We start from the raw sequence: 16,133 nt of genomic DNA, 5'->3' as shown, positions 1-16,133 counted from the left end.
TTTTATCGTTCGATAAAGCAGGTACTACCACCCACCCATTGTTTGTTTTTGTTATAGTTTACGCCAATCATTTTGCCCTTGCTTAAACGGGCCAGGTTAATAACGGGCTGGGGGCGGTCCCAGCCTTTTTTCCAAACATACATGATCCTGATCTCGGCTTTTGCGGGCTCATCGGGTGTTTCAATGATTGCGGCATATTCCACTTTTCGTTGCAGGATCCAGTTATGCGGATCGTTTATTTTTTCAATATCTTCTTTGGTAACATCGATCAAAACGCCTTGTCCGGCAAAAGAGAACAAGGGTTTCAATACATAATTTTCCAGGTCTGAAGGAATCTGTTTTATCTCGTTCAAAAAGTAGGTAGTGGGCACATAAGGATGGTTTAAAAAAGGCAGTGTGTATTTGCTGATGCGGTAAAACCAGTTGGGATGCGGCACCCATTGTACATTCAGGTGCTGGGTAATATCGCAATACTTTCCTAAAGCCTCTTTTTTTGCCAGCAGTTCATCGAAGATAACACGGTTGTAAATGCGCTTTACTGCTGTTTTTTTACCATCACGCAGGTAATACAGGTCTTTTCCTTCCTGGATCAGATCGGTAATACAAACAGGTTGTATGCCGGTATATTCCTGGGTTAAGTAAAAATCGATGCGGGTTTTTTGTTCATGAGGTTTTATTTCCAGCAGAATGGTATTTTCAACCGGTACATCATCAACAATCACCTCTTTCAAAAGCTTCAGGTAACTATCATGGGTATGTCCATTCAGGTACTGGCTGTAATTCTCCGGTATGGGAAAATATTCCCTGAACAGATCGGGATAATATACCTGGAAGCCAAACAGGGTAGGGAAGCCCTGCATTTCAACTAAGCGGGGTTCAGGTTGTTTGTCTTCGTTCCAGCAAATGCCAAAATCAAAACAAAGCATTTCACAGCGATCGGTTTCATTGGGAACATACTCATTGGGTGGGATGGCGGCGTCGGTCATTTTTTTGTAGTCCGGATCGGTGATCACATCGATGATGTGCTCGCAGGCATCGATCATTTTAGCAGCAAATTCCTTATCTACAAATACCGGTGTTTCTGAGAGCCTGAATTCAATGGCACCGGGATATTTACTGTGCAGGTCTTTTAAGAAGGCTTCGTATTGTTGCTCGGTGAATGACTCATTAAACGCTTTCCGTATTCCGGGAACCATAACTCAACTGTTTTGCCGTTGAAGTTACGAAGTTCTGGGTTTTAAGTTCTGAGTTCTTAGTTCCGAGTTTATGTTATTGGGTTTATAGGTTATTGGGTTCTAAGTTTTCGGTTACTACAATTGCATGAGGCAGCGCGTGTTTGCCTTTGGCGGATGAAGCTTGTCACTGTATTTCTTTCTGCCTTCTGCCCTTTGCCCTCTGCCCTCTGCCTTTTTCCTACTGCCTGCTGCGCACTGCCTTTCCTGCATTGATCGTTTCAATAGCCAGATCTAGGAAGTTTGGAAGAATATTCGAATACGTAAACAGGATCTTATCGGGATCATTCAATTGCTCAATCATGGATTGCCATTTTTCGAACCCATGATTTTTAATGACCATTTGTTTTTTGTCTTCCCGTTGCAGATAGCGGCTCATACCGGGTGCATCGGCTTCGGGATGAAACTGGGTGCCTACCATATAGTCATTGAACCGCAGTCCCATAATGGCGCGCTCCAGCGGTACGTGCGGCCGTTCTTTTTCAATGGCAAGAACAGCAGCGCCTAAACGCTGTAGTTGTACCTCGTCGGGTTCCACCACCTGGTAGTTGCGGCTGTCAACGGCGTAAAATGGGTCCTGGAGGTTGTTGAAAACCGGTTCGTGTTTACCACCGGGCAGCATGTGAACCGGAAAAACGCCAAAAGCGGTGGATTTGCGTTTGGTAACCTGGGCTACCTTAAAATAGCGGACGGCCAGCTGAAAAGAATGACAAATAAAGTAAACATGTTTTTTAGGGCCCTGGGTCAACTGGTTGTATTGTTCCATCTGGCGGATCCAGTTGAAGTAGAGAGGTTCCCACTGGGCGTCGGTTGCCAGGGGAGAGCCGGGGCCACCGGAAGAAATATAGATATCGTGGTGTAAATCAGGCAACTCGCATTTAAGCCGCACATTAAATTCTTCCACTGCCAGGTGTATGCCATGGGCTTTACCATACTGCTGCAGAATATCCCTGATGCAACGCATGCCCTCATTTACGTGGCCCTCATACAGATCGAGAAGAGCCACCCGTATGGTGTTTGGTTTACTCATAGTAAAGCTGCAAACATAACGTATTTTGTGATTGTCATGTTGCAGCTTATACATTAACAAATTAATGGGGGAATGGTTATTTCACCAGCACTTTTGCCATTTCATCGGCCACCAGCATATTGCCTTTTTCGTTCAGGTGAACGCCATCAGCCGTAAGGATGCCTTTTTCCTTATTCTCCGGATTGTTGGCCAGGTTATAGGCCAGGAAGGTTTTCCGCAGGTCAACCAGGGGACAGTTGTTTTTGGCTGCAACGGTGCGAACGATGTTGGCATATTTGTTCAGGTCGCCATCCTGTTCGTTGGAGAAATCGGTTTTTTCACCAATAGTGGCGGGGGTAACCAGCACCACCTTTATATTTTTTGCCTGTAATTTCTTAATGATGGCATTATAAAACTGTTCGAATTTGGGAGCATCGGTACCGGTACCGCCTTTCTTATGCCATACGTCATTAACGCCTACCCAAATCACTACTGTGTTGGGGTTTTTCGCCAATACATCGTCTTCCATCCGTAAATAAAGGTCGTACACTTTATTACCGCCAATACCGGCGCCTGTTAATTCATATTGATCTTTCAGGCCTTTTTGTGCGATCAGGTTGCCCAGCACTGTTATATAACCGGTTGGTGATACCCCGGCCTGGGTAATGGAGTCGCCAAAAAAGACGATCTTTTGTTTCTGCTGCATACTGGTAAAACTTACTAAAGTAATTGCGATGAATGAAGAAATGTACAGAAGCAATCTCATAGATAATATATTTTGAAGGAGTAAAAGAATGCAAACGTCAGTCCGTTATTAAGGCAGCGAATCTAATCACAAAAGTTTGTATTTTTAGTAATATCTACGGTTGCTGCCTCAAACGTTTCCTGCTATCTAATTAAAACTAATTGCATGCATGGCAACCCATCATTAAAAAAAGTATTGAGACCAGTGCACCTGTGGGCGCTGGCGGTTGGTTTGGTGATATCCGGTGAGTATTTTGGCTGGAACCTTGGCTGGGATGTAGCCGGCACCGGCGGCTTTTTGATTGCCACCGTACTGGTCACCATTTTTTACGTAACCTTTATTTTCAGCTTTACAGAATTAACCGCAGCCATCCCACATGCGGGAGGACCCTTTGCTTATGCCTACAAGGCATTAGGCCCTATGGGCGGACTGATCGCTGCTTATGCCACGCTGGTTGAATTTTTACTGGCACCGCCTGCAGTTGCCTTTGCGCTTGGCAGCTATGTGCATTTTCTGGTACCGGCCCTGCCGGTACTGGCAGTAGCCATCGGCAGTTATGTTGTGTTTACTATCATTAACTTTTGGGGCATTAAGGAATCAGTGGTGTTTTCACTCATTGTTACCATCCTGGCGGTGGCTGAACTGCTGTTGTTTATGGGAGTGGTAGCGCCCGGTTTTAAATGGGAGAACTTTAACCGCGATTCCATGCCTTTTGGCTGGGCCGGCGTTTTTGCCGCATTGCCGTTTGCCATCTGGTTTTACCTGGCCATTGAAGGGGTAGCCATGGTGGCCGAAGAAGTGAAGGACCCGCAGCGTACCATACCCCGCGGTTATATTTATGGTATTGTAACCCTGGTGTTGCTGGCATTTGGGGTCATGTTCTTTACCGGGGGTGTTACCGACTGGCATAAACTGGCCCGCATTGATTACCCGTTGCCGGAAGCGATCAGCGCGGTGTTGGGAAAGCATAACAGCTGGACGAAAGTATTTGCCGGTATAGGTTTGTTTGGCCTGGTGTCATCCTTCCATGGTGTTATTATCAGTTACTCCCGCCAGTTATATGCCGTGGCCCGCGATGGGTATTTGCCAAAGGTGCTGGCAAGGGTAAACACGCGGCACAGAACCCCGCATGTGGCAATGATCGTGGGCGGTATTGTTGGCATCATTGCTTTGTGTATTTTCAATACCGGCGATGTAATTACATTAAGCGCCCTGGGTGCCGTGGTCATGTACATCATCAGTATGATCAGCTTATTTGTATTGCGCCATAAACAACCGGCCCTGGAACGGCCTTTCAAAGTGCCTTTGTATCCCTGGTTTCCCTGGATTGCTTTGATACTGGCCTTCGTTTGTTTGATAGCTATTGTCTGGTACAACCTGTTGTTGTCTTTGATTTTCTTTGGTGCACTAGCCATATTAATGATCCTGTTTGTGGTATTTAGGAAATGACTTTAACTAATTAACACATGAGTTACCGCTATACCATACAGCACCACACTTACACATTCGATTCATTAACCACGTTGCTGGCAAAAGCCAGTCCTTTCAGATCGGGCGATGCATTGGCGGGACTGGCTGCTGCAGACTATAAGGAACGGGTGGCGGCCCAACTGGCGCTGGCCGATGTTCCGTTGAAGAACTTTCTACACGAGGTTGTTATTCCTTATGAAGCTGATGAGGTTACCCGGCTCATTATCGATTCGCATAATGCGGCTGCCTTTGCACCCATCGCTCATTTTACCACGGGCCAGTTTCGCGACTGGTTGTTGAGCGATGCGGCTGATACGGTTACCCTGCAACAACTGGCGCCGGGGTTAACCCCTGAAATGGCAGCGGCCGTTTCAAAACTAATGCGCAACCAGGACCTCATCAGTGTGGCCCGTAAGTGCGAAGTGGTTACTGCCTTTCGCAATACGCTGGGGTTAAAAGGGCGTTTGTCGGTGCGGTTGCAACCCAATCACCCCACAGATGATCCTAAAGGTATTGCTGCCAGTATAGTGGATGGTTTGTTATATGGCAGTGGGGATGCGGTGATAGGTATAAACCCCGCTACTGATTCACCCGGTCATGTGCTAACGCTGTTGCACATGCTGGATGCGATCATTCAACGTTTTACTATTCCCACACAAAGTTGTGTGTTGTGTCATGTTACCACTTCCTTACAACTGGTGCAACAAAAAGCGCCGCTCGACCTGGTATTTCAGTCTGTTGGCGGCACAGAAAAGACCAATAAAAGTTTTGGCGTGAACCTGGCTTTATTGCAGGAGGCACATGAAGCGGCTTTGTCGTTGCAGCGGGGCACGCTGGGGAATAATGTAATGTATTTCGAAACAGGGCAGGGGAGTTCTTTATCTGCCAATGCGCATGGTGGCGTTGATCAGCAAACCTGCGAGGCAAGGGCCTATGCAGTAGCAAGAAAGTTTTCGCCTTTGTTGGTTAACACCGTAGTTGGATTTATCGGTCCTGAATATTTATTCGATGGCAAACAGATCATCAGGGCGGCGCTTGAAGATCATTTTTGCGGTAAGTTGCTTGGACTGCCCATGGGCGTAGATGTTTGTTATACCAATCATGCCGAAGCAGACCAGGATGATATGGATAACCTGCTTACTTTATTGGGCGTAGCGGGTTGTAATTATATAATGGGTATTCCAGGCGCCGACGACATCATGTTGAATTATCAGTCCACCTCTTTTCATGATGCTTTGTATATACGCAAAGCATTGGGCTTGCGGCCTGCACCGGAGTTTGAGCAGTGGTTGATGACACAAGGTATTATGAATAAGGAAGGGGCTCTGATTTCGGTGGGAGATCGTCATGCATTGTTGCAGTTGTTAGAAGGGCAGTAGGCAGTAGGAAAAAGGCAGAGGGCTCACCTACGCCAAAGCTTCGGTGAGCGAAGCAGAAAGAAATACAGTCATAATCCGCCAGCAGGCGGATTTCGCGGACGAGACCAGCCGAAAACAAAGAACAAGGAACCCAGAACTAAGAACTCTGGACTTTAAACTTTAAACTTTGAACTGGACCGAATGGACATTCAAAAAACGATAGTACAATCTGATCCCTGGAGCGAATTGAAGACTTTTACAGCAGCTCGTATTGCTTTGGGGAGAACCGGAACGGCAGAGCCATTGCAATCGCTGTTGGCATTCAGGCTGGCGCATGCCAATGCACGGGATGCTGTATACGCCGTATTGGATCAACCGGTTTTGTTGCAGGAGCTGCAATCGTTGCAGCTGGCTGCATTTACCTTCACTACCCAGGCTGCCAGCCGCAGTGAATACCTGCAATACCCCGATAAGGGCCGGCGGCTGCATGCAACTGCCATAACGCAGTTGCATGAATTCAACAGTACCGGTTATGATGTTTGTGTGGTGCTGGCCGATGGCTTATCTGCCACTGCTATTAATAGACACGCCATGCCGGTATTGAAATTATTACTTCCGCTTTTCCAAAGCGCCCGGTTATCGGTAGCACCTGTTTGCATAGTACAGGAAGGGCGTGTGGCTATTGGTGATGAATGCGGACATCTGTTAAAGGCAAAACTGGTTGTGGTGCTTATTGGGGAGCGGCCGGGTTTGAGTTCACCCGATAGTTTAGGGGCATACCTTACCTACCGGCCTGCACCGGGGCTAACCGATGAGTCACGCAACTGTATTTCCAACATCAGACCGGAAGGATTACAGTACCAGGCTGCTGCGGAAAAGATATTCTTTCTGATAAATGAATCCTTGCGCTTGCAGCTATCCGGTGTTGGATTAAAGGATAATGGAGGATTAAGTATAGGATATTAGCGTAGATAAAAAAGGAGCGGCAGGTTGATAGGGTTGATAACGTAGGCGTTGCCGCAACGACTTATAGCTTACGGCTTAAGGCTGTTCTCTGCTATTGAAGTTTCAGCTTAAACTGACCATTTGAAAGAACGGCAGAATCGCCCGTGTGGTCACTGCTGGTCAGGGGGTACAACTTTCCCGAAAAAGTACCACTTATGCTGGTAGCAGTGATCTCTGTAAAGGTGATCTGAAAAGGATTATCTTCAGCACCATCACTTGAAAACATCTTACTCTGGTCATTCGTATTAGGATTATAAATACATGCCAGTAAGTAATCGTTTGTGGGATCGGTTTCTTTGTATGTGGTGCCCGTTGCAGGCGGAATTTGGAAACGAATGGTAAAGCCCACACCTTCCAGGTTGTTGGGATCTTTATTCGCTTGTCCGGAAAAGGTATAATTTGTTTCGGTGCTACTCACGGCCACCTTTTGAGCGGTAAGGGCATACTTAAATGTCTTGTCTACACTTCCTATTTTGCATTTGATATAGTATTGCGATACGTCTTCTTCTACACTCTTTTCTTTACCGCACGACGATACTACAAATACTGCCAATAGCAGCACAGGCCAGCTAACCAGGAATCTTTTCATACTGGAACAGATTTTGACCAAAGATATTTTTTTTCGGGAATTTCCTATGAGTCTGGGGACGGGATTGGCGCTTTTAACGCCTGTTTGTGCATAATTATTGTAGTATAGTTACCTATTATATAAAATCACAATGCAATTGGGCAGCGTTTATATCCCTGCCAGAAACTGGCTATGGATGTAATCTACCGTATTCACCAGGCTGTTGGTTTGTTGAAAAACCTTCAACTGCCGGTCGGCGCCAGTGCCTTCTTCCATCAGCTTGGTGATATAATTGATGGCATGCCGGCTGCCCAGTTCATCTACTACGTCATCAACAAAATCGAGTAACTCATATATAAGTACCCGGGTATTGATCTCTTCTTCTTTTCCAAAATCGATCAGTAATCCGTCGATGCCATAGCGGCTGGCGCGCCATTTGTTTTCGTTGATGAGGGCGCGTGAGTATTGAATGAAGTTCAGGTTTTGTAAACGCAGTTTGTATATTTTGGCACAAACTCCCTGAAATAAAGCGGCAATGGCTATTGTTTCCTGTACCGTTAATGGCACATCACAGATCCTGAATTCGACGGTATTGAAAAAGGGGTGTACCCGAAGGTCCCACCATATTTTTTTAGCGTTGTCTATACAGTTGGTTTTTACCAGCAGCTTTATAAAATTGTCATAGTCTTCGATGGTATCGAAGGTTTCAGGTATTCCGGTGCGGGGGAATTTGTCAAATACTTTTGTCCGGTATGATTTATAGCCGGTGTTCCGTCCTTCCCAAAAGGGAGAGTTGGTGCTGAGTGCGTATATATGTGGTAAAAAGTACCGGGTTGAATTGGCAATATGATTGGCCATTTCCCGGCTTTCCATGCCTACGTGTACGTGTAAGCCGAAAATAAGATTGCTGCGGGCGGCATCCTGAAGAATATCCAGTATTTCTTTATACCGGGCATGATCGGTGATCAACTGGCTTTCCCAATGGCTGAATGGATGGGTGCCTGAAGCGCCTACCCAAAAACCCAGGTCGCCGGCAATATGTGAAATGGTGCGGCGCAGGTTGCTCACGTCTTTAAAAGCTTCATCAACATTGCGGCAAACATCGGTGCCTACTTCCACAACAGCCTGGTGCATTTCGGCTTTTACTTTATCCCTGATCACTTTCTGTCCTTCGGTAACTATCCGTTGCTGGTGACTTTTCAGCTCACGGCTAACCGGGTCAAGTACCATATATTCTTCTTCAATGCCAAGCGTAAAATGCGATAAGTTGATATTTGCCATTTCTTAGTTCTTTAGTTCATTAGTTTTTAAGTTATTTAGTTATTTTAAGCTCGCGATTGCTAATGAACCTAATAACCTACGAACTAAATAACTCACAAACTTATTAACTCTTCTTCATTCCTCTATTTCTAATTTTTCCTCTAAAATTTCCCCAATAAGTTCCCGTTGTATGCTTCGCCGGGTATATTCGCCCCAGGTAAGGTTGTCTTTGCCGGGTTCATGGCTGAGCGCTCTTTCAATGGCATAGGTAGCCGCTGTTTCAACTACCCATTCAAAATTATCATTGCCTACGCTTGGCCGGTCGGCGTCGGGAACCGGGTTGCAAAAGTCGATGGCATAGGGAACGCCGTCCCGAATGGCCAGTTCAACCGTATTGAAATCGTAACCCAGGTATAGGTTGATGCGTTGTACCAGTGCTGACATCTGGTGGAGGCGGTCGGGTGATGGTTTGAAATTACAATTGTATCGAAGGTGATGCGGGTTTCGCGGTTCGTAAGGCATTATGTGCACATACTTACCCCCTATGCAATAACAGCGGTAGTATTCTTCAAACACAATTTCTTCCTGCAACAGCATTACCAGTTGCCCTGTTTCGCGGTGATTGTGAAAAAACTCTTCCCTGTTATGCAGTTTGTATACATGCTTCCAGCCGCCGCCGGAAAAAGGTTTCATATAAGCCGGAAAGCCAACGTATTCAAAGATCTGTTCCCAGTTCAATGGATAAACGAGGTTGGCAAACGACTCGGGACTGGTATCAGGGGGCAATTCAAATGAGGGCAGAATAACTGTCTTGGGTACAGGAACACCGATCCTGGTAGCCAGGCAGTTATTGAAGAATTTCTCATCAGCGCTTCCCCAGAAAGGATTATTGATGACGGCGGTGCCGCAAATGGCGGCGTTTTTAAGATAGGACCGATAAAAAGGAACGTCGTGTGAAATGCGATCAACGATCACATCATATTCAACGGCAGCGCCTTGTATTACTTTATCTATTTGAACAGGTTCCGCAATAATATCGGGCGTGTTCCGGCTGTTGACGCTTTCAATAAATGCCAGTGGGAAGGTCCTTTCCTGGCCAAATAGAATTCCAATCTTTTTCATATCAAGCACATTTGGGTGATACAGATGCTGTTGCACTCATCCTTGCTTCCAAATTTACAATTCCTTTACATTTAACGTTCCACCTCAAACATATTTACCTAATTTTGCCGCGCTATGCAAACAGAAGTAAGTACGGGTATAATGGTAGAAACGATTGAATTGCCATCTGAAGCGCTCCAACGTACCATCACGATCAATTTTTATGGTCCCACCAACCATACCGGAAATCAGCCGATAGGTTTATTACTGTTAAATGACGGTCAGGATATTGAAGCCATGGGTTTTGATAAAATGATTGCTTACCTGCTTCAAACAGAAGCCATTACACCAATGTTGTGTGTTGGTATTCATGCCGGTGAAGAAAGAATGCTGGAATATGGCATGATCAGCAGCCCCGATTTTAAAGGCCGCGGCGCAAAAGCCGGATTATACCGCCAATTTATAACAGAAGAATTATTGCCCTATATTCATGCGCGTTATGCCCACCTGGTTTTTGGCGAAACCGCTTTTGCAGGTTTCTCATTGGGTGGGTTAAGTGCGCTGGACCTTGTTTGGAACCATTCCGACATATTCTCCCGGGTGGGCGTTTTTTCCGGTTCCTTGTGGTGGCGGTCGAAAGACAGAAAGGACAAGGATTTTAGCGAAGCGAACGACCGGTTGATGCACCGCCAGATCAGGCAGGGAAAATACCAGCCGAACCTGAAATTCTTTTTTCAATGTGGGGAACTGGATGAAACTGAAGACCGCAATGGTAATCACGTGATCGACTCCATAGACGATACCATCGATGTAATGCGCGAACTGATGGCCAAGGGCTGGCTTGAAGGAAGAAACATGCGTTACCTGCAATTGCCCGATGGCAAACACGATATCCGCTCCTGGGCGAAAGCGCTGCCCGTATTTTTGAAATGGGGCTGGCGGAGAAAAAGTGCTTAGTTTATAGTTTGTAGGTCAAAGACAGGAAATTGTTTTCTCTATAAATAAAAAGGGGCCCCGATTTAATCGGGGCCCCTTTTTATTTATAACTAGTCTTATTAGTTAAAAGTATAACGAACGGTCAACTGACCTCTCCAGCGTGAAGCATTGTAAGCATTGCTTCTTACATCCAACACATCATAGGGAGCTCTGTTACTAAGGTTCCGGTAAGAAAGTGAAGGTTGATAAACGCCATTAACAAGCGTGTATCCATCCATGCTTATCAAGCTGTATTGGTCTACACCAGGTGTAGCATAGATCCGGCCCCAGTTTCTGTTCAGGAAGTTACTGAAGTTGAACATGTCAAATTGAACTGACAGCGTGTTTTTGCTCTCTTTGGTTTTCAATATGAAGTCCTGGCGGATAGTAAGATCTAACTGATGGCTGAAAGGCAGGTTGCCACCATTGCGTTTTGCAAATTCTCCGCGGTGTTTGCTTAAATATTTGTCCTTGTCAATAAAGGAATTCAGCGCTTCCCATTGCTCCTGTACGGTATGGACAGTTCCGTTAGACTCTGACCAATCCTTGGCATATTTGTCCCAGTCAGCTTCATCTTTAGGGATGTAGATCAGATCGTTGGTTTCGGCATTCATACCTCCATAATCATATAGCATGCTCCTTGAGTAAACATATGAGAAAGGAGTTCCTGACTGACCATTGTAAAACAGGGTAACAGTTGTTGCCAGGTTTCCTGCATACTCGAATTTTTTAGAAACGTATGCGTTGATGCGGTGTTTCTGGGCAAAATCAGAACGGCTTCTGGTCAGGGCATTTCTGCCTGTAGATGTTTCCATATAGCGCCATTGCGAACTGTTTTGTGAACTGGTACCATCAAAAAGAGCATAAGAATCTCCATATGAATAACTCACATTGGCATTCCAGCCACCGGCAAAAGTTTTATCAAGTACTGCTGATGCATTGTATGCATACCCTTTGTTCTTCTTGGCATTCTCGATGATAAAGATACCAGTGCTGTATGGGTTTTGAACACCTGCGGTGTTCGGGTCCATATCAATGGTATTATATTTAAGCGCACTGGTAAGATAAACATCCTGGCCAAATGAATTCTTTCCGCCGGGTGCAGCCAATGCATTGATGTAAATAATCTCGTTGATATTTTTCTGGAATAACAGGTCAGCAGACAGATTAAAACCATCACCGAATGTTTTATCCACTCCGATTGAAGTCTTCAATACTTTCGGCAATTTGAGATTTTTGGCAATCAGATCTATTTCTCCTGATGGTACTTTAACTGTTTGCCCAAAATCTAGTGGGGTATATTGACTGTTTACGTCCGGTTGGAATTTGATTTTGGCAGGCATAGGATTGGTTGCGCTGGCGCTGAATGAGATACCACCTACAGTTACACCTGAGTTGTTATACATGCCACCAGGCCATACCAATGGTACACGGCCTGTAAACAAACCAACACCACCTCTTATCCGCATATTTTGTGCAGGCAGCGAGTAAGTAAATCCGATACGTGGTGACACGCTAAGTACCGAATTTGGTTTTTGGCCTGACCGGGCGCCTTGCATATCGTAGTATTGCGAAATGGCAGGGACGGCCATGTTGTTGAAGAAGGTATCGGTATTGGGTTTATCCAGATAGGTGAAATTGTCGAATCGTACGCCATAGTTCAGTTTTAAGTTATTGCTTACGTTCCAGTCATCACCCAAAAAGAAACCTAAACGCAATGTTTTGAAGGTTGGCGCTGCTGCACTACCATCACCGTTAATGTTATCCAACAATGAAAAAGAACGACTGTAACCAGAAGGTGTCTTATCAGTCAGGAAATCCAACACGCTGGCATAGGTGTATGATCCGAAGGAGTTACCGATGAAAAGGTTGTAAGATTTGCTTGCTTCAACATCAATACCAGCCTTTAATTGGTGCGTTCCCATTGTATATTTGAATTCGTCATATACATTGAAGTTGTTCTGCTTTAACTGGTTGGCAGTTGAAAAGTTTTCGGTTCCAAACACATAGCTTGTAGCATTGGCTGAGTTTAAGGTAACACGGGGAAGTTCCATACCCAGCGGATCCCTATCATCGAATACTTTTGTATAAGTAACCAGTAACTTGTTCGAAATGTTATTAGTAATGTTTGAGTTCAACTCTGCAGATACTGAATTGGTGGTACTGGGGAACAAATATCCGCCGTTATAAAAGTTTACTTTAGTACTTGTGGTAGCGCTTGTTAAATACCTGGTTGATTTAGTGTACCGGTAAGAAACGTTCAGGCGGTTTTTGCTATTGATATTCCAGGTTAATTTACCTGCAATTTTATTACTTTTTAATTTATCCGGAATGTTCAGGTACTCACCTGGATCGTACTTGTAGTCATTTTTCAGCTTTGCAACGATCTGTGCAACAGAATCCTGGAAGTTTTTATTAGCAAACGTACCGGGGTCGAAAGGTTGTGGAGTGGTATTTTGTTGTATTTCGCCACTCACGAAGAAGAACAATTTGTTCTTGATAATTGGCCCGCCTGCTGTAAAACCAACAGTATTGCTTTTGAAGTCAGCCAGTTTCTTTGCATTGTCTTTATCACCGGTTGGCGTCTTTCCGGCTATGCCTTCATTGCGGTTAACATAGTATGCTGAACCGGTAAAGCGATTGGTACCGCTTTTAGTGATAGCATTGATAGTACCGCCGGTAAAGTTACCCAGTGAAACGTCGTAAGGAGAAATACCTACCTGAATGGCTTCAATGGCATCGATACTAATGGGAGGTGCACCTGTTTGACCACCGTTAGTACCCTGGTCACTTAAACCGAAGTTGTCGTTGTTGGTTGCACCATCGATCATTAACTGGTTGTAACGATTGTTTTGTCCGGCAATTGAAATACCACCGCCAAAGGTTGTTTTAGCCTGTGGAACCAGTCGGAAATAATCTGCAAGGTTACGGCCTACAGAAGGCGCGTTTTGCATTTTATCTCTTCCAATAACAGACTCTACTCCACCTTTCGCAACAGGCTGCATTCTCCGCGCACCTGATACGGTTACAGTAGATAATTCCTTGGTGGTTTCGCCCATTTCAATATTTATGATACCTGTTTCACCCAAACTCAGGTATACATTCTCTCTCTTTTCAGTGGAATATCCTACATAACTGATATCAATAGTGTAAGGTCCACCTGGTTGTATGTTACTTAAATTGAATCGTCCGTTTTTAGAGGTTAATGTTGTATACTTGGTGCCGGTGGGGTTGTGAACGGCAACAACGGATGCTCCTGAAAGTGCCTCGCCTTTTGAAGTTTTAATAAGCCCCGTCATGTTACTGGTTGTTACCTGAGCATAACTGATGGCCATGCTGGCACAAAGCAGTAGCAGGGTTAATAGAAAAACCTTGGAATTTCTCATTTTGAACTTGTTTGGTTTTAATTCAGATGCAAAATAACATGGCTGCTATTACGTTAATCCATTACTGCTTATTACCAAATAATTAAATCTCCCTATTTGATATACATTTTTAGAGATCTTGTTAACCGGAAGTTATTCAATTACTTTTTAGCAGTTAGAATCTTACAAATGTTAGAATCTTACAATTGTTAGATTCTGACATTTAGCAGTTGGTTAGGTAATACAATGTACGCATAAAAAGGCCCGCCTGATTCATCTGGATGGCCTTTTATAATTGTTGTAGTAACTTTTATTAATTGATAAACCTGAAAAATGCACCGCTTTGCTGCTTCGTATGAATGGCTTCGAAAGTAACAGTATCGTTATTGGCAAAGTGAATCATTAGTTGACAGATCATTAACGCTAACACCTACACTGAACATCACCCGGATAACTATGTTGCCATGATTGCTCGGTCTGTTTGATGGTGTAACCCAAATTTATCCGTAAGACATACAGGCAATCCAAATTCTTAAAAGGCTGCATGAAGGCTAAACGTCAAATAAATATTATTTGCCAGTTGTTGGTGAGGCAACCCCAAAAGGAAGGGAGCCGTAAAGAAGATGAAAGCCAATTGAGTGAACAATTCGTTCACTGGCGCGTTGTATATCTGTCCTAGAGAGCAAATAATCAGGTGATTATAAGCATTGGTAAAGGTTAGGCTGGTTTTCCGGCGGCTTTTTCCCGCTCATTTGGCCGGGCTGTTTGCTTCCCTGTTTTGTTTAACTTTGCCGAAATTTTGATAACATGCTCGATTCCATAGAAAGTGCCATAGAGGATATAAAAAATGGTAAACTGGTAATTGTAGTGGATGACGAAGACCGTGAAAATGAGGGTGATTTTTTGACCGCTGCAGAAAATGTAACCCCTGAGGTAGTGAATTTTATGAGTAAATACGGGCGGGGCCTTATTTGTGCCCCGTTGGAGGAGGACCGCTGCGCGGAATTACAACTCGACCTGATGGTTAATAATAATACGGCCCTGCACGAAACTGCTTTTACCGTATCGGTAGACCTGCTGGGACATGGCTGTACATCCGGTATTTCGGCTCACGACCGGTCAAAAACCATCCAGGCATTGATTGACCCCAATACCAAACCCGAAGACCTGGGCCGTCCGGGACATATATTCCCCCTGCGGGCTAAAAGAGGTGGGGTTTTACGCCGTGCCGGCCATACCGAAGCTGGTAACGACCTGGCCCGATTGGCTGGTTTCAGGCCTGCGAGTGTGCTGGTAGAGATCATGAACGATGATGGTTCTATGGCCCGCTTACCTGAACTGGAGGAAATTGCCAAAAAATTTGACCTGAAACTGATCTCCATAAAAGACCTGATCGAATACCGGTTGAAAACGGATTCGCTGATAGAAGAAATTGTACGGGTTGATATGCCCACCAAATGGGGCAATTTTAAACTGATTGCCTTTAACGAAAAAGGCACTTCCAATGAACACCTGGCCTTGATAAAAGGGGAATGGCAAAAAGACGAACCTGTGTTGGTTCGGGTTCACTCATCCTGCTTTACCGGAGATATTCTGGGTTCCATGCGTTGCGATTGCGGTGAACAACTGCACGCTGCTATGGAACAGGTTGAAAAGGAAGGCAAGGGCGTGATCTTATACATGAACCAGGAGGGCAGGGGTATTGGTCTGGTGAATAAACTGAAAGCATACAAATTGCAGGAAAGCGGTTTCGATACCGTTGAAGCCAACCTGCACCTGGGCTTTCCGATGGATAAACGCGATTATGGTATTGGCGCCCAGATCTTACGTTACCTGGGGATCTCCAAGTTGCGTTTGCTGAGCAACAATCCAAGAAAACGTGCCGGATTGTTGGGCTATGGATTGGAAATTGTAGAAGCTGTTCCTATTGAGGTGGTGCCCAATCCGCATAATGAGAAATACCTTACTACCAAAAGAGATAAACTCGGTCACGAGATTCTGAAAAAATAGTTGATAGGGTTAATAAGTTGACAAGTTGATAAGGG

General features: G+C 45.0%; 12 protein-coding genes. 5 read left to right on the top strand and 7 right to left on the bottom strand.

What is annotated here, in order from left to right; translation table 11 throughout:
* Positions 1–2 precede the first annotated feature (2 nt).
* From BMX95_RS27315 to BMX95_RS27305, 3 genes are all read right to left on the bottom strand, one after another.
* Entirely contained in the window at positions 3–1,196 is a 1,194-nt protein-coding gene (locus BMX95_RS27315) for an ATP-grasp domain-containing protein (RefSeq protein WP_081198241.1), read from the bottom strand.
* Positions 1,197–1,413: 217 nt separating this feature from the next.
* Positions 1,414–2,262 (bottom strand): type 1 glutamine amidotransferase, encoded by an 849-nt coding sequence (locus BMX95_RS27310; protein WP_242673022.1) that lies wholly within the window; start codon positions 2,260–2,262, stop codon positions 1,414–1,416.
* A 76-nt stretch (positions 2,263–2,338) separates the two neighbouring features.
* The gene (locus BMX95_RS27305) at positions 2,339–3,007 is read right to left on the bottom strand and encodes an SGNH/GDSL hydrolase family protein (RefSeq protein ID WP_081198239.1); all 669 of its coding nucleotides are present in this window, start codon (positions 3,005–3,007) and stop codon (positions 2,339–2,341) included.
* 144 nt (positions 3,008–3,151) lie between these two features.
* Between BMX95_RS27305 and eat the strand changes: the two genes are divergently transcribed.
* From eat to eutC, 3 genes are all read left to right on the top strand, one after another.
* Complete coding sequence (gene eat / locus BMX95_RS27300) at positions 3,152–4,435, top strand: ethanolamine permease (protein ID WP_081198238.1); 1,284 nt, start codon at positions 3,152–3,154, stop codon at positions 4,433–4,435.
* Positions 4,436–4,452: 17 nt separating this feature from the next.
* Complete coding sequence (locus tag BMX95_RS27295; protein ID WP_081198237.1) at positions 4,453–5,835, top strand: ethanolamine ammonia-lyase subunit EutB; 1,383 nt, start codon at positions 4,453–4,455, stop codon at positions 5,833–5,835.
* 180 nt (positions 5,836–6,015) lie between these two features.
* Entirely contained in the window at positions 6,016–6,780 is a 765-nt protein-coding gene (gene eutC, locus BMX95_RS27290) for an ethanolamine ammonia-lyase subunit EutC (RefSeq protein ID WP_081198236.1), read from the top strand.
* Positions 6,781–6,871: 91 nt separating this feature from the next.
* Here the strand turns inward: eutC and BMX95_RS27285 are convergent, their stop codons facing one another.
* The 3 genes from BMX95_RS27285 to BMX95_RS27275 all read right to left on the bottom strand — a co-directional run bounded on the left by BMX95_RS27285 (position 6,872) and on the right by BMX95_RS27275 (position 9,769).
* Entirely contained in the window at positions 6,872–7,408 is a 537-nt protein-coding gene (locus BMX95_RS27285; protein WP_081198235.1) for a hypothetical protein, read from the bottom strand.
* Between the two features lie 147 nt (positions 7,409–7,555).
* Positions 7,556–8,668, bottom strand: a complete 1,113-nt coding sequence (locus BMX95_RS27280; protein ID WP_081198234.1) for a carboxylate-amine ligase — start codon at positions 8,666–8,668, stop codon at positions 7,556–7,558.
* 114 nt (positions 8,669–8,782) lie between these two features.
* Positions 8,783–9,769 (bottom strand): ATP-grasp domain-containing protein, encoded by a 987-nt coding sequence (locus tag BMX95_RS27275; RefSeq protein ID WP_081198233.1) that lies wholly within the window; start codon positions 9,767–9,769, stop codon positions 8,783–8,785.
* A gap of 114 nt (positions 9,770–9,883) precedes the next feature.
* On the opposite strand from BMX95_RS27275, the gene BMX95_RS27270 reads away from it, so the two are divergent.
* The gene (locus BMX95_RS27270; RefSeq protein ID WP_081198232.1) at positions 9,884–10,705 is read left to right on the top strand and encodes an alpha/beta hydrolase; all 822 of its coding nucleotides are present in this window, start codon (positions 9,884–9,886) and stop codon (positions 10,703–10,705) included.
* A gap of 98 nt (positions 10,706–10,803) precedes the next feature.
* Here BMX95_RS27270 and BMX95_RS27265 read toward each other — a convergent pair whose 3' ends face one another.
* A complete protein-coding gene (locus BMX95_RS27265; protein WP_081198231.1) occupies positions 10,804–14,109 on the bottom strand; it encodes a TonB-dependent receptor in 3,306 nt (1,101 codons plus the stop codon).
* Positions 14,110–14,895: 786 nt separating this feature from the next.
* Between BMX95_RS27265 and BMX95_RS27260 the strand changes: the two genes are divergently transcribed.
* Entirely contained in the window at positions 14,896–16,098 is a 1,203-nt protein-coding gene (locus BMX95_RS27260) for a bifunctional 3,4-dihydroxy-2-butanone-4-phosphate synthase/GTP cyclohydrolase II (protein ID WP_081198230.1), read from the top strand.
* Positions 16,099–16,133 lie beyond the last annotated feature (35 nt).

This window comes from Niastella yeongjuensis (assembly GCF_900110245.1).
GTDB classification, from domain to species: Bacteria; Bacteroidota; Bacteroidia; order Chitinophagales; family Chitinophagaceae; genus Niastella; species Niastella yeongjuensis.
The sequence above is the reverse complement of the archived record's forward strand: the minus strand, read 5'-3'. Positions and strand labels throughout refer to the sequence as shown.

What these genes read in the sequence shown, in the direction of transcription:
- BMX95_RS27315 (WP_081198241.1), bottom strand. Translation starts at nt 1,196, where the DNA reads ATGGTTCCCGGAATACGGAAAGCGTTTAATGAGTCATTCACCGAGCAA.
- BMX95_RS27310 (WP_242673022.1), bottom strand. Translation starts at nt 2,262, where the DNA reads ATGAGTAAACCAAACACCATACGGGTGGCTCTTCTCGATCTGTATGAG.
- BMX95_RS27305 (WP_081198239.1), bottom strand. Translation starts at nt 3,007, where the DNA reads ATGAGATTGCTTCTGTACATTTCTTCATTCATCGCAATTACTTTAGTA.
- eat (WP_081198238.1), top strand. Translation starts at nt 3,152, where the DNA reads ATGCATGGCAACCCATCATTAAAAAAAGTATTGAGACCAGTGCACCTG.
- BMX95_RS27295 (WP_081198237.1), top strand. Translation starts at nt 4,453, where the DNA reads ATGAGTTACCGCTATACCATACAGCACCACACTTACACATTCGATTCA.
- eutC (WP_081198236.1), top strand. Translation starts at nt 6,016, where the DNA reads ATGGACATTCAAAAAACGATAGTACAATCTGATCCCTGGAGCGAATTG.
- BMX95_RS27285 (WP_081198235.1), bottom strand. Translation starts at nt 7,408, where the DNA reads ATGAAAAGATTCCTGGTTAGCTGGCCTGTGCTGCTATTGGCAGTATTT.
- BMX95_RS27280 (WP_081198234.1), bottom strand. Translation starts at nt 8,668, where the DNA reads ATGGCAAATATCAACTTATCGCATTTTACGCTTGGCATTGAAGAAGAA.
- BMX95_RS27275 (WP_081198233.1), bottom strand. Translation starts at nt 9,769, where the DNA reads ATGAAAAAGATTGGAATTCTATTTGGCCAGGAAAGGACCTTCCCACTG.
- BMX95_RS27270 (WP_081198232.1), top strand. Translation starts at nt 9,884, where the DNA reads ATGCAAACAGAAGTAAGTACGGGTATAATGGTAGAAACGATTGAATTG.
- BMX95_RS27265 (WP_081198231.1), bottom strand. Translation starts at nt 14,109, where the DNA reads ATGAGAAATTCCAAGGTTTTTCTATTAACCCTGCTACTGCTTTGTGCC.
- BMX95_RS27260 (WP_081198230.1), top strand. Translation starts at nt 14,896, where the DNA reads ATGCTCGATTCCATAGAAAGTGCCATAGAGGATATAAAAAATGGTAAA.